The 13,453-nt window shown below is 65.3% G+C and carries 10 protein-coding genes, 1 pseudogene and 1 riboswitch; of the genes and pseudogenes, 10 read left to right on the top strand and 1 reads right to left on the bottom strand.

What is annotated here, in order from left to right; genetic code table 11:
* The 9 genes from P3T21_RS36355 to P3T21_RS36315 form a co-directional block, all read left to right on the top strand.
* A partial coding sequence (locus tag P3T21_RS36355) for a DUF2063 domain-containing protein (protein ID WP_429260705.1) occupies positions 1-561 on the top strand: 561 nt, incomplete at its 5' end.
* A complete protein-coding gene (locus P3T21_RS36350; protein ID WP_429260704.1) occupies positions 558-1,022 on the top strand; it encodes a DoxX family protein in 465 nt (154 codons plus the stop codon). The genes P3T21_RS36355 and P3T21_RS36350, both read left to right, overlap by 4 nt.
* 125 nt (positions 1,023-1,147) lie before the next feature.
* Positions 1,148-2,551 (top strand): TolC family protein, encoded by a 1,404-nt coding sequence (locus P3T21_RS36345; protein WP_429260703.1) that lies wholly within the window; start codon positions 1,148-1,150, stop codon positions 2,549-2,551.
* On the top strand, positions 2,548-3,612 hold the full coding sequence (locus tag P3T21_RS36340; protein WP_429260702.1) for an efflux RND transporter periplasmic adaptor subunit: 1,065 nt from the start codon (positions 2,548-2,550) through the stop codon (positions 3,610-3,612). Before P3T21_RS36345 ends, P3T21_RS36340 begins: the two co-directional genes overlap by 4 nt.
* 50 nt (positions 3,613-3,662) lie before the next feature.
* Positions 3,663-6,761, top strand: a complete 3,099-nt coding sequence (locus P3T21_RS36335) for an efflux RND transporter permease subunit (protein ID WP_429260701.1) — start codon at positions 3,663-3,665, stop codon at positions 6,759-6,761.
* Between the two features lie 73 nt (positions 6,762-6,834).
* Positions 6,835-8,868: a VTT domain-containing protein gene (locus P3T21_RS36330; protein ID WP_429260700.1), complete on the top strand. Its 2,034-nt coding sequence runs from the start codon at positions 6,835-6,837 to the stop codon at positions 8,866-8,868.
* Between the two features lie 65 nt (positions 8,869-8,933).
* The gene (locus tag P3T21_RS36325) at positions 8,934-10,139 is read left to right on the top strand and encodes an MFS transporter (protein ID WP_429260699.1); all 1,206 of its coding nucleotides are present in this window, start codon (positions 8,934-8,936) and stop codon (positions 10,137-10,139) included.
* Positions 10,140-10,166: 27 nt separating this feature from the next.
* Entirely contained in the window at positions 10,167-10,769 is a 603-nt protein-coding gene (locus P3T21_RS36320; RefSeq protein ID WP_429260698.1) for a phosphatase PAP2 family protein, read from the top strand.
* Complete coding sequence (locus tag P3T21_RS36315) at positions 10,769-11,434, top strand: HAD-IB family hydrolase (protein WP_429260697.1); 666 nt, start codon at positions 10,769-10,771, stop codon at positions 11,432-11,434. Before P3T21_RS36320 ends, P3T21_RS36315 begins: the two co-directional genes overlap by 1 nt.
* 358 nt (positions 11,435-11,792) lie before the next feature.
* On the opposite strand, the pseudogene P3T21_RS36310 reads toward P3T21_RS36315, so the two are convergent.
* Positions 11,793-12,804: pseudogene (locus P3T21_RS36310) on the bottom strand (sodium:calcium antiporter).
* Positions 12,805-12,884: 80 nt separating this feature from the next.
* A riboswitch (yybP-ykoY riboswitch) is annotated at positions 12,885-13,051 on the bottom strand.
* A 118-nt stretch (positions 13,052-13,169) separates the two neighbouring features.
* On the opposite strand from P3T21_RS36310, the gene P3T21_RS36305 reads away from it, so the two are divergent.
* The gene (locus tag P3T21_RS36305; RefSeq protein ID WP_429260696.1) at positions 13,170-13,445 is read left to right on the top strand and encodes a metal/formaldehyde-sensitive transcriptional repressor; all 276 of its coding nucleotides are present in this window, start codon (positions 13,170-13,172) and stop codon (positions 13,443-13,445) included.
* Positions 13,446-13,453: the final 8 nt, after the last annotated feature.

The raw sequence follows: 13,453 nt of genomic DNA, 5'->3' as shown, positions 1-13,453 counted from the left end.
CCGCGCAGTGCGTGGCTGGATGAGTACGGCGCGGAATTTCCGGACTTTCTGGACCGGCTGCCACAAGCGGCATCGGTGCCTTATCTCGCCGACGTGGCACGCCTGGAATGGCACGTCAACCTCGTCCTCCACGCGCCAGACGCCGCGCCGCTCGATATCGCGCGCCTGACGGCACTGGGCGAAGCCGGGCCGGCGGAATTGCGCTTCCAGTCTCACCCGGCGGTGCGGCTGCTGCGATGTGAATTCCCGGTTGACGTCATCTGGCGCGCAGTCCTGGAGCGCGATGACCGGACCATGGAAGCAGTCAATCTCGCGGATGGGCCCGTCTGCCTGCTCGTTCATCGAACGCAGAGCGGTATCGATGTGGTGCGTCTTGGCGAGTGCGAATGGCGCTTTACAGCAGCGCTGTTTTCCGGGAAATCGTTGCCAACTGCACTGGAAGAGGCATCCTGCGACGACGCGCACGCCGTGCTTGCCCTGCATCTGGCGCGCGGATGCCTTGTGGACGCCAGCGTGGGTTCAGGGACATCCGCACGCGCGTTCCGGAGGACTTCTCCATGACGCGCGCTCCCCAACCGATCGGCCCGTCCCCGGTCAATCGTAGTCGCATCACGCGTCTTGCCCGATGGCTCGAGCGTGTACCCTACGCGCTCCTCGCGATCCCGTTACGGATTGCGGTTGCGACCGTCTTCTGGAACTCCGCGATGACCAAACTGGCGAACTGGGAGACCGCTCTTGCCCTGTTCCGCGATGAATACAGATTGCCGCTCCTGCCGCCGGAACTCGCCGCCTACATGGCCGTGTCGATCGAGCTAACCACACCCGTGCTGCTGATTTTAGGCCTGGCAACCCGGCCTGTTGCGTTCGTCCTTCTGGGGATGACAGCCGTCATCGAAATATTTGTCTATCCCCTGGCATGGCCCACCCATATCCAGTGGGCAGCCATGCTGCTGGTGCTCCTATGCCGTGGTGCCGGAAGCTGGTCTGTCGACCATGTACTGCGAAAGCGCTGGATCGGCTAATTCGCCAAAGACGGGCCGACTTCACCCCGCATTGACACCTTCTTGACGAAAACTTCACAGGCCGATGCGTAGCATCCACGTCTGTCGCCATCTGGACAGATGGCCAACAGACCCTGGATGCCGCTATGCACCGATCGTTGCTGCTCGCCTGCCTGATGCTGACGGTGACGCTGACGGGGTGCGCAACTTACCACCCGCAGCCCATCGCGCCGACGCAACTCGCGCAACGCTTCGAGGAGCGTACGCTTGCGAACGCCGAACTGCGCGCGTACCTCGCGCGGCAGCTGGGACACGATATCGATCCGTGGCCTCTGCCGCGCTGGAACCGCGAGATGCTCACGCTCGCTGCCTGGTACTACAGCCCGGCCCTCGATATCGCCCGTGCGCAATGGGGCACCGCCAAAGCGGGCATCGATGTCGCGGGCGCGATTCCGAACCCGGTGCTGCAACTGCCGTTCCAGTACGCAACGCCTAACCCAGGCCCGGGTGCGCCATGGGTCGTCGGCCCCGCGCTCGACATTCCGATCGAGACCGCGCACAAGCGCGGCTACCGGATCGACCAGGCGTCACACCTGTCGGAAGCCGCGCGCCTCGCCATCGGCAATGAGGCGTGGAAGGTGCGCGCACAGGTGCGCAACGCGTTGACTTTGCTCTACGCCGCCCGGCAACAAATCGCGTTCCTGGCGCGCAAGGCGGACGCCCAGCAGCAGATCGTCGCGATGGTGACGAAGCGCCGCTCGGTCGGCGAAAACTCTGGATCCGACGTCGATGCGGCGGTGCTCGCAGCCACCCAGGCACAGGCCGATCTTGCCGCCGCACGCAGTGCCGCGCAGGACGCGCGCGCACAACTGGCGACGGCGATCGGCGTACCGGTACCCGCGCTTGAGGACATCCAGCTCGATGGCGAGGTGTTCGTTACCGCGCCACCTGCGCCACCCGCCGCTGACGCGCAGCGCGAGGCGGTCTTCCACCGCGCCGATCTGCTGGCATCGCTCGCCGAGTACGCGGCCGCCGAATCGGCGTTGCAGCTCGAGGTCGCGAAGCAATATCCGGACGTCCATTTCGGCCCCGGCTACACCTATGACACCGGCACGCACAAGATCGCGTTCGGGCTGGCCGGCATCACGCTGCCGGTCTTCGACCAGAACCAGGGGGGCATCGCGCAGGCGGAGGCGAAACGCAAGGAGGCGGCCGCGCACACCGCAGCCTTGCAGGACACGATTTTCAACGACCTTGACCATGCGCTCGCCCATTACCAGGCAAGCCTCGATGCCGTGCAGCGCTCCGTCGCACGCCTGGCAACCGCGCGAAAGCAACTGGACAGCCAGGCCGCCAGCTTCACGGCTGGCACGAGCGACCGCCTGACGTTCACACAAGCCAGGGCGGACTACGTGGCAAGCGAGATCGCCCATCTGGACGCCGTGGTCGCCGCGCAGCAGGCAGCCGGCACGCTCGAAGACACGATGCAGCGGCCGCTCGCAGCGGAGACCGCCAACCCCACTGTGACCCAACAAGAGATATCCCGATGAAACGCACATTGGTCATTCTTTCGGTTGTCTCCGTGCTGCTGGCGGGCGGCGCCAGCTGGTTCATCTACCAGACACTCGTTGCCAGTCAACCGAGGCCGGGCGCACCTGCGCAGGCCGCCGCCCAGCCGTCCGTGCAGACGGTGAACGGCGAAACGGTGGTCGTGGTCGCCCCCGACGTGCAGCGCGCCAGCCATATCGATGTCGCGCCGCTCGCGGTCGTCGCCATCCAGCCTGAGAACACCGCCTACGCGACGGTGGTCGACCTGCAGCCTCTGTTCGATCTGCGCAACCGGCTCGCGGCCGCGCGGGCGGACTACGACACGTTGCGCGCACAGGCCGGCAATTCGCACGCGCAATACGAGCGCAACCGCGTGCTGTTCGAAGACGATCGCAACGTCTCGCAGAAGAGTCTGCAGGATGCGCGAACGGTCATGCAGGCCGATCAGGCGAAGCTGCAGTCGGCCGAGGCGGCGCAAAGCGGGCTGGACGCGACGATGCGGCAGCAGTTCGGCGATGCGCTCGCGAGCGCCGCGATGGCGCCGGGCTCGGACCTGTTCCAGCGCCTGCTCACCGGCCGCGCGGTTGTATTGCGCGTGACGCTGCCCGCCGGCTACAGCGGCGCCCCGCCCGAGCGCATCAAGGTCGACGCACCGGACGGGCAGCCGGTCGCGGCGCAGAAACTGTCGGCCTCGCCGCAGGGCGATCCGGCGGTCCAAGGCAACCCCTGGTTCTACGCGGCCGGGCGCGTGCTGCCCGTAGGCACCCACATCGCCGCGCACGTGCCGGACTCGAACCGGAGCGCGTCCGCGCTCGTGATTCCCGAAGCTGCCGTGATCTGGTACGGCGGACAACCATGGGTCTATGTGCGCACCGCACCCGATCGCTTCACGCGACGCTACGTGCCGGCATCCTCTCCCAACACTCAGGGTTTCGTCGTGACTGACGGCTTTCACGCGGGCGATGAAGTGGTGATGCACGGCGCGCAATTGCTGCTCTCCCAGGAACTCCGGCCACAGGGCATTGCGACGGCGTGCAAGGATCCGCCGGAGTGTGACGACTGATCCGCGGACCGGTTTCCCACTTCGCCCACACCGCACACTTCTAGCCGCCGATGCTCAACTCCATCATCAGATTCTCGCTGCGCTTTCGCGGCGTCATTTACGCGCTGGCCGTGCTGCTGGCCGGCTACGGCCTCTATACGCTCACGCGCGCGAAGCTCGATGTGTTTCCCGAGTTCGCTCCGCCGATGAGCATTGTGCAAACCGAGGCGCCCGGCCTCACGAGCGAGCAGGTCGAGACGCTGGTGACCCAGCCGGTTGAAAACGCGCTCGCCGGCATGGTCGGCCTGCAGTCGATGCGTTCGAAGTCGCTGCAGGGCCTGTCCGCGATCACGGTGGTGTTCGACAGTCATGCGAACCTGCTGCAGGTCCGGCAACTGGTGTCCGAGCGCGTCAATGCGCTGGCCGCGACGCTGCCTGCGGGCGTGCAGCCGCCGAGGCTGCTGCCGCTCACGACTACGACTAGCGTGGTGCGGACCATCGGCCTGACCTCGAAGACGCGCTCGCTGATGGACCTGTACGACATCGCGCAGTGGACGGTCAAGCCGCAACTGTTGAGCGTGCCGGGCGTCGCGGACGCCATCGTGTTCGGCGGCGACACGCGGCAGCTGCAGATTCAGGCCGATCCGGCGAGGCTGATGCGCTACGGCCTGTCGATCCAGGACGTGATCGCCGCGGCCCGGACGTCAACCGGCGTGCGCGGCGCAGGCTTTATCGAGAGCGCGAATCAGCGCATCGCCATCAATACCGATGGACAGATCCGGACACCCGACGCCATGGCCGGTGTGGTCCTGCGCTGGAGCAATGGCGCAGCCGTGCGGCTCGGCGACGTCGCGACCGTCACCTGGGGTAGCGCGCCCGCAGTCGGCGCCGCATCGATCATGGGTACGCCCGGCGTGATGCTGGTCCTCGAAAGTCAGTACGGCACCAATACGCTCGCCGTCACGAAGGACATCGAGAAAACGCTCGCCGCGCTCAGGCCGGCACTGACCCGGCAAGGCGTCGACCTGAACGCCGACGTGTTCCGCCCGGCCAACTTCATCGACGCGGCGGTCGGCCATCTGCGCACCGCGCTGCTGGTCGGCGCGGTGCTGGTGATCGCGGTGCTGTTCCTGTTCCTGCTCAATGTCCGGACCGCGGTTATTTCAGCCGTTGCGATCCCGCTGTCGCTGCTGGTCGCGATCATCGTGCTGACGTCGTTCGGCGTGAGCCTGAACACGATGACGCTCGGCGGCCTCGCGATCGCGCTCGGCGAAGTGGTCGACGACGCGATCATCGACGTCGAGAACATCTACCGGCGGCTGCGCGAGAACCGCACCCGGCCCGCGCCATTGGCCGCATTCCGCGTGGTGCTGCGCGCCTCGCTCGAGGTGCGCAGTGCGGTCGTGTTCGCCACCTTCATCGTGATGCTGATCTTCCTGCCGGTGCTGACGCTCTCGGGGATCGCCGGCAAGCTGTTCGCGCCGCTGGGCGTGGCCTACATCCTCGCGGTGCTGGCGTCGCTCGGTGTTGCGCTCACGCTTACGCCGGCGATGGCGCTCGCGCTGCTGGCGCGCGGGCCGCTGCCAGCTCACGAGCCGCGCCTGCTGACGTGGCTGAAGGCGCGCTACGCCGTGTTGCTGCTGAAGGTCGAGCAGCGCGTGAAGACGGTCATGGTAGTGGTCGTCGTGATGTGCGTGGCGGCATTGTCCGCCGTGCCGTTCCTGCGCGGCAACTTCATTCCCGAGCTGCGCGAGGGACACTACATCGTGCACATGGGCCTGGCGCCTGGCACGTCACTCGCCGAATCGATGCGCATCGGCACGCAGGTCTCAGCAGCGCTGATGCAGGTGCCAGGGGTGCGGCTGGTCGCGCAGCGCGCTGGCCGGGCGAATGAGGTCGTCGATCCGGTCGGCGTGCAGCTGAGCGAGTTCGAGGTCGACCTCGAGCCGATGAGCGCGGCCCGGCAGAGTGCAATCCTGCGTCGTATCCAGGAAACGCTCGCCCGCTTTCCCGGCCTCACCACCTCCGTCAATACGTTTCTGGTCGAACGGATCGACGAGACCATTTCGGGCGTGACGGCGCCCGTTGCGGTCAACCTTTTCGGCGACAACCTCGACGTAATCGATCGCAAGGCGCAGGACATCGCGCGATTGCTCGGCACGATCCGCGGGGCGGCGAGCGTGCGGGTGGAGTCGCCTCCGGGCATCCCGGAACTCGACGTCAGACTGAAGCCCGACCAGTTGAGCCGCTGGGGCTTCCGGCCGGTCGACGTGCTCGATGCGATCCAGAGCGCGTACCAGGGGAGCACGGTTGCACAAACCTGGGAAGGCAGCCGGCCCTACGACGTCACCGTGGTTCTCGCGCCCGACGCGCGCACGAATCTGGGCGACGTCGGCACGCTGATGCTGCGCAATCCGGATGGGCTGGCCGTGCCGTTGCGCGTACTGGCGAGCATCGGCCAGGTCTCCGGCCGGTATCAGATCACGCACGACGGCGGCCGCCGGATGCAGACGGTCTCGGTCAACCTCGGCAGCCGCGCGGTAAGCGATTTCGTGAGTGAAGCGCAGGCGCGCGTGAATCGCGACATCGTAATGCCCAAAGGCACGTACGCGGTGTTCACGGGCGAAAGCGAAGCGCGCACGCAGTCGCAGCGCGACCTGCTCGCGTATGGCGCGATGTCCATCGCCGGCATCGCACTGCTGCTGTTCCTCGCGATGAGGAGCCGGCGAGGTGTCGTGCTGGTGATGGTGAACCTGCCGTTCGCGCTGGTGGGCGGGGTGCTCAGCGTGATGCTCGGCGGCGGCGATCTGTCGCTGGGCGGCATGGTCGGTTTCGTCACCCTGTTCGGCATTTCGCTGCGCAACTCGATCATGCTGATCAGCCACTACGAGCATCTGGTGCACGTCGACGAAATGCAGTGGGGCATGGAGACGGCCGTGCGTGGCGCGTCCGAGCGGCTGATTCCAATCCTGATGACCGCGCTCGTGACCGGGCTCGCCTTGCTGCCGCTTGCACTGACCAGTGGCGCGGCCGGCAACGAGATCGAGGGGCCAATGGCGATCGTCATTCTCGGCGGACTGACCACCTCCACGATCCTGAACCTGATCGTCCTGCCGACGCTCGCGTTGCGCTATGGCCGCTTCGAGCGCGACACGCTGGCGGAGCCATAAGAACCCTTCAGCCGCCACATCGAACGGGTAATTCACGCACTTTCGCCAACCCTGCACTTAACCGGAACCGCATATGCACGCGTTGCTCGCCAGCATTGGCGCCCATCCCTGGCTTGTCCTCACCGTGGTCTTCGTCGTCGCGTGCGCGGAGTCGCTGGCCGTCGTCGGGACCTTCATCCCAGCGGGTATCGTGATGTTTACCGCGGGCGCGCTGGTCGGCGCCGGTGCGCTGAACGGATGGGTGACGCTCGCCGTCGGCGCACTCGGTGCCGTGGCGGGCGACGGGATCAGCTTCGAGCTTGGCCACCGGTATCACCGCGAAGTGCGCGCCTGGTGGGTGGCGAAGGGACACGAGGCGGTATGGGAGCGTGGCGAGCGTTTCGTCCAGCGGCACGGCGGGAAAAGCATCGTGCTGGCCCGCTTCTTCGCGCCCGTGCGCGCGATCGTTCCGCTTGTGGTCGGCACGGCGCACATGCCGCGGCGCAGGTTCTATCCAATCAACATTGCATCCGCGCTGGCCTGGTCGCCGGCGCATATCGGCCCGGGGATCGTGTTTGGCGCGTCAGCGCAACTCGCCGAAGCGGTCAGTGGGCGCCTCGCCGTGATGCTGCTCCTGCTGGCGGCACTGCTGTGGCTGGTCGTCCGGCTGACGCGTCTGGGCATCCAGCGCGGCGTGCCGCTCGCGAGGAGCGCGTCCCAGCTGGCGGTTCGGCGTTTGAGTCGCAGGCATCCTCGTCTGGCGAGCCGGCTATCGGCCATCGGCGATCCGGACAGGCCTGAGTCACAGACACTCCTCGTGCTGGCGCTGCTCTTCATTGCCAGCGTGTGGCTGTTTCTGGGCATCCTGCAGGACGTGTTCGCGAACGACCCGCTGGTTCGCGCCGACACGCTCATCTACAGCTTCCTGCAGGCCTTGCGCACGGCACCGACCGATTACGTGATGGCAGGCGTGATGGAACTGGGTGCCCAGTGGGTGGGGCTGGTAGTGGCCGCCGCCGTTCTCGTCTGGCTCATCGTGCGGCGATGCTGGCGCACGGCGGGCTACTGGATTCTCACGGTCGGGATAGCGAGTGCCTTGAGTCCGGTGATCGAACCCGGGAAGGATTATGCGCGACCGTTCGCCTGGCAGGCAGGCGCAGCGCACACTCCGTTGCCGAGCGGCAATGCCACGTTCAACGTGCTCGTGTACGGTTTCCTGGCCTGGCTGCTGGTGCGCCGGCAACCGCCACTGTGGCGCAGCGCCGTCATCACCGTCATCGCGATCTGGGTCGCGCTCACCGGGCTTGCCCGCCTGTATCTCGGGGAAAACTGGCTGGCGGACGTGCTGGGCGGCTGGAGCCTCGGGCTCGCGTGGTTTGCGGTACTGGCCGGCGTGTACACGTATCGGCGCGTGCGTGACGATGTGCATCCGAAGGTGTTGGCCTTCGTCGTTGGCGGGGTGTTCGTCATCTTCGGTCCCTGGACGAACCCTGAACATCTGCAGACCGACCTCGCCAGGTATAGCCCGGCAAGGCGCGAAACGGTGTTCACGCCCAGCCAGTGGACGGACGGAGGGTGGCGTGCGCTGCCGGGCCACCGGATCGAGCTAAGCGGCGACGAGGAAGAAACTCTGCCGTTGCAATGGGCCGCAGATTCCGGTGCGATCGCACACAGCCTCGAGTCGGCGGGCTGGCAACCGGCGACTCCCTGGTCCGCCAGGTCTGCCTTGCTGTGGCTGTCGCCCCAGACATCGGTGGCCGCGTTGCCCGTGCTACAGAAACTCTCGGAAGGAAACAGCGCTGAACTGGTCCTTGTGAAATTCGATCCGGGACGGCCGATGACGCGACTGGTGCTGCGGCTGTGGCGGTCCCGTTACCGGTTGATGACGGGACGGATTACCGGCACCGTGCCAGGCAACCCGATCTGGTACGGCGCACTGTATCAGGAAGCCTTCCAGCAGCCGTGGCACTTCGTCACGCTGGGCGCCAGCACGACCTGGCCGGATGCCTCCGCCATTCCCCAACTGCTCCCTGCGGGCATGCCGATGTTGAGCCGTACGGCGTCCGAAGACGGAGCGATCCGGCGCGCGGTGCTGGTTTTGCCGGGCGCTTCCGAAGCTCCCCATTGAAACACGGAGCCTCGAACGATCATGATGCAATATGCTGCCCGGACTCCCTTAACCCGTGACACGCCATGACCCCTGACACGCCTTCACCCACCAGGATCGCCATTCCGCGCACGGTCTGGGCGCTTGGCTTCGTGAGCCTCTTCATGGACCTGTCGTCCGAACTGGTGCATGCATTGCTGCCGGTGTTCCTCGTGACCACAATGGGCATGAGCGTGACCGCGCTCGGTGTGCTCGAAGGCGCGGCAGAGGCAACCGCCCTCATCGTAAAGGTATTCTCCGGGCCGCTCAGCGACTGGCTCGGGCGGCGCAAGGGCCTGCTGCTGCTCGGCTACGGGCTGGCGGCGCTGACGAAGCCGCTGTTCCCGCTCGCGACCTCGCCTGCCTGGGTCATCACGGCGCGCCTGCTCGATCGCGTCGGCAAGGGCATTCGCGGCGCACCCCGCGATGCGCTGGTCGCCGACGTGGCCCCACCAGAAATCCGCGGCGCGTGTTTTGGATTGCGTCAGTCGATGGATACGATCGGCGCGTTCCTCGGACCCGCACTCGCCATCGCACTGATGCTCTGGTTTGCTCACCACATTCGTACGGTATTGTGGTTCGCCGTCGTGCCGGCCTTCATCGCGATCGGCCTGATCGCGTTCGGTGTCGACGAATCGGGTCATGCGCCGGCGCGGCGAGCCTTTCGCTCCCCGTTGCACTGGCGCGCGCTGCGCGAGTTCCCGGCGCGCTACTGGTTCATCGTCACCATCGGCGCAACCTTCACGCTCGCCCGCTTCAGCGAAGCGTTCCTGGTATTGCGCGCGCAGCAGACGGGGCTGGATCTCGCGTGGATTCCCGCCGTGATGGTCGTCATGAGCCTCGCCTATTCGCTGTCGGCGTATCCGGTCGGCATCCTCTCGGACCGGCTCGATCAGCGTCTTCTGCTGGCGCTCGGCATGGTGCTGCTGATCGCGGCCGATCTGCTGCTCGGGATGGGGCAGTCGGTTATGTCGGTGTTCGCTGGCGTCGCCGTGTGGGGCCTGCACATGGGTTTCACGCAGGGCATCCTCGCCGCGATGGTGTCCGAGACGGCCCCTTCGACGCTGCGCGGGACCGCGTTCGGCGTGTTCAACCTGGCCTGCGGTGTGTGTATGCTGCTCGCGAGCGCGCTGGCCGGCTGGCTGTGGGACCACTTTGGCGCCTCGACGACCTTTCTTGCTGGCGCGGCGCTCGTCGTGGTGCCGCTGCTGCTGTGCTGGTTCGCGCCGCGCCAGGCCGCCTCGCGGGCCTGATGGATCTTTATCAACGACTTCATTGCAATGAATACACTCGAAGCATTCAACCAGGCGCTGTTTCTCCTGATCAACGGCACGACCGCAACACCGGCGTGGCTGGTCGGCTTTGCAATTCTGATCGGCGACTACGTGATCTGGCTGATTCCGCTGCTGCTGGCCGCGATGTGGCTGTGGGGTAGTGAAGCGCAACGGAGTCTCGCCATCCGGGCGTGCCTCGTCGCGATGCTCGGCATCGGCGCGAACCAGCTGATCGGCCTCGCGTGGCAGCATCCGCGTCCGTTCATGATCGGTCTCGGCCATACCTTCCTGCCGCATGCGCCGGACTCTTCGTTTCCAAGCGACCATGCGACCGTGTTCGCCGGCATCGCCTTGACGTTGCTGCTGGGAAGCGCGCGCCGGCTGGGCGGGCTCACGCTGCTGGCCGGAGTCTCAGTCGCCTGGGCACGGGTCTTTCTCGGGGTTCACTTCCCGCTGGACATGCTTGGCGCCGTCGTGATGGCTGGCGTGGCGTACGTGCTGATCGCGCCGCTCTGGCATCTCGCTGGCATGACTGTGACGCGATGGGCGATCATGCTGTACCGCAAACTCCTCGCGCGGCCGATCAATCTCGGCTGGCTGCGGCGCTGATGATCACCAACCAACCGATGCAGCGCAATCAAACCGTTGCCGCCTTCGATTTCGACGGCACTATCACCACCTCTGACAGCCTGCGTGACTTCGTGCATTACACGGTCGGCCGCGGCCGGTTTGCCGTTGGGGTCGTGCGTGCGTCACCGTGGCTTGTCGGCCTGCTGGCTGGTGTGTGCGATCGGGGATCCGCCAAGGCCCACTTTCTTGCGGCGACGCTCGGCGGCATGACCCAGGACGACCTGGAAGCGGCGGCACAGGGGTACGCCGCTCGCCGGCTGCCAGCCCTGATCCGCTCTGAAATGGGCATGCGGATCCGCGAGCATAAGCGTTGTGGTCACCGGCTGGTCCTGGTCAGCGCCTCGCCCGCGCTGTACCTGAAGCATTGGGCGATGGGCGCGGGTTTCGACGCGGTGCTCGCGACGGAGCTCGAATTTCGCGATGGCCGGTTCTCCGGCCACTTCGCCTCGCCGAACTGCTGGGGGACGGAGAAAGTGCGGCGGCTGCAACACTGGTTCGCCAGCGATCCGCCGCACGTGCTGTACGCATACGGCGATAGCCGGGGCGACCGGGAAATGCTCGCGCTTGCCGACCATGCATGGCTACGGGGGCTCGGCGCGATGCCGTTGATCGATACCTGGCAGCGCAAAACGTCGACGCGCTGAAGGCGAGTGCAATCGACTTCGGACTTTCCCTGAAGTCGTCGTCGAACAGTGGCAGCGAATACGCAGGATCAAGGGTGGGTGGTTCTTCCAATCTTTATCGATATACCATTAGCGCTGCCATCCATTGGCAACCCGTATTGAGAATGGCAACCGCCCCGTGCGCGAAGTTCAGATCGCGGCTACGGCGACCGCGCCTCAACCTGCAGGAGCATTGAAATACTCGGCGGTTACGCACGGGTCAAGCTTTGCGAAATTCCGATGTACATCTGTGCGTCGCAACTGTTTGCGCACAACAATGTCGCCGTGAAGCCGGCATCCAGATGTACATGCATGGAAGCGTGTGTCCCGCGGTGAGCGGCTATCGCGTCAATGTAATGAAAAGATAGCTCATGTAGAACAATCCGTTTATCAGCAACGCCCAGACTGCGAGGCCGCCTGCGCGCGCGTTAGCGCGTGACCATCCGGCGGCAATCAGCGTGATGATGACGCCCGTCAGCACCTCCACACGCGGCTCCCAAGGCGTCAGCATGATGCCGATGGCGGGCAGCAGTGCCCTGAAACACCATGGCTCCGGTGATGTTGCCAAAGGCGAGTGTGTCCTTCTTTCGCCGAATCCATAGGATACTGTTCACCTTCTCGGGCAGTTCAGTCGCAATCGGAATGATGATGAGCGACAACAGCAGCAGTGCCGAGATGCCAAGCGCATGTGACACGCCTTTCACGCCGTGAATGAAGCCTTTTGCGCCACCCACAAGCAGCGCCACGCCGATCGCCAGTTGCACGATGATGGTCAGGAGGTTGACCGGAACCCCAAGTCGCGCCAGAAACATGGTGTCCGGGGCTTCCGTGCCGTGTCCGTTTTCGACAAGCTTTTCCGACGCGCGAAACGTCATCACCACATACAGCACGTAGATACCGACCAGTCCAACGCTAAATAGCGCGCGCACGTACCACTCGTCGTGCGGCACAAACATCGCCACAGCGGCGAGCCCGAACGCGGCAAGAAAATAGTTCGCGTCTCGCACGAAGCCGGTTCGCTCCGGCGCAACGGTCCCGTGCAAACCACGTGTACGAACGATGGCGAGCGTCATCAGGAACGTCGTCAGTGTGGTCAGCATCAGCGGTGCCCCGAGGATGGCACCGACGCCGATTTCCGCATTGACGCTTTTGCTCGATGTGCCGCCAGCCAGGGCCAGCAACGGCACCATCGTCTCGGGCAGCGCGGTCCCCACGGCGCCAAAGAGCGAGCCGGTCACGCCTTCGGAAATTTTGAGGCGCTCGCCAAGATGTTCGAGAGCGCTCGTGAATACCTCGGCTGCGACCAGGATGACGGCCAGCATGAGAACCAGTTCAAGGAACAACTGCGTCATGCGGCACCTCCGCCGGTGCGACTAGGCGCGAGCGCAAATCGGGTGGGGTTGGAGCGGGAAGTTGGGAAGCACATGAGCCCTCCGGGGTCGGACGTTGACGAACCATGGCGCATCCGCCGCCGTCCGACCAGGAACGACGCAATGCACCCATGGTCTCGCCAAACCGAACCGGTCGAGTGCGCCACGGCCAAGGGCCGAGTATGTTGACGCGCTCTCCTCCCGGGGCGGAAGGAAGGCTACTCCCCAAAAGACGAAGCAGAGTCTAACGTAACCTCGTTCTTTCAACAAGCTTTCGTTAGCAGGAGTTGATATACCCCTCTACCCTATCTGAGATATACTCCCCCACGGTATATCGGAGGTCATCAATGAGCCACACTATTCGCGAGAAACAGAAGCTACTCAACCGGGTCCGCCGCATCAAGGGGCAGGTCGAAGCCATTGAGCGGGCGCTCGAACAGGAGCAGGGATGCGTCGACGTGCTGCAGCAAATTACGAGCTGTCGCGGGGCGATGAACGGCCTGCTGGCCGTGGTGCTCGAGGACCATATCCGCACGCACCTCGTCGATGCAGATACCAACGAAGAGCCGGCCGGCAGCGCGACTGACCAGCTCATCGAAGTCGTTCACAGTTATTTCAAGTAGAGCCTGAC

It is taken from the genome of Paraburkholderia sp. GAS334, from assembly GCF_050436625.1.
GTDB lineage: Bacteria > Pseudomonadota > Gammaproteobacteria > Burkholderiales > Burkholderiaceae > Paraburkholderia.
Note: the sequence above shows the minus strand (reverse complement) of the source record. Positions and strands in the feature narration are given on the sequence as shown.

Bases quoted from the DNA above. Each gene is read 5' to 3' on its own strand.
- P3T21_RS36350 (WP_429260704.1), top strand. From the start codon at position 558: ATGACGCGCGCTCCCCAACCGATCGGCCCGTCCCCGGTCAATCGTAGT.
- P3T21_RS36345 (WP_429260703.1), top strand. From the start codon at position 1,148: ATGCACCGATCGTTGCTGCTCGCCTGCCTGATGCTGACGGTGACGCTG.
- P3T21_RS36340 (WP_429260702.1), top strand. From the start codon at position 2,548: ATGAAACGCACATTGGTCATTCTTTCGGTTGTCTCCGTGCTGCTGGCG.
- P3T21_RS36335 (WP_429260701.1), top strand. From the start codon at position 3,663: ATGCTCAACTCCATCATCAGATTCTCGCTGCGCTTTCGCGGCGTCATT.
- P3T21_RS36330 (WP_429260700.1), top strand. From the start codon at position 6,835: ATGCACGCGTTGCTCGCCAGCATTGGCGCCCATCCCTGGCTTGTCCTC.
- P3T21_RS36325 (WP_429260699.1), top strand. From the start codon at position 8,934: ATGACCCCTGACACGCCTTCACCCACCAGGATCGCCATTCCGCGCACG.
- P3T21_RS36320 (WP_429260698.1), top strand. From the start codon at position 10,167: ATGAATACACTCGAAGCATTCAACCAGGCGCTGTTTCTCCTGATCAAC.
- P3T21_RS36315 (WP_429260697.1), top strand. From the start codon at position 10,769: ATGATCACCAACCAACCGATGCAGCGCAATCAAACCGTTGCCGCCTTC.
- P3T21_RS36305 (WP_429260696.1), top strand. From the start codon at position 13,170: ATGAGCCACACTATTCGCGAGAAACAGAAGCTACTCAACCGGGTCCGC.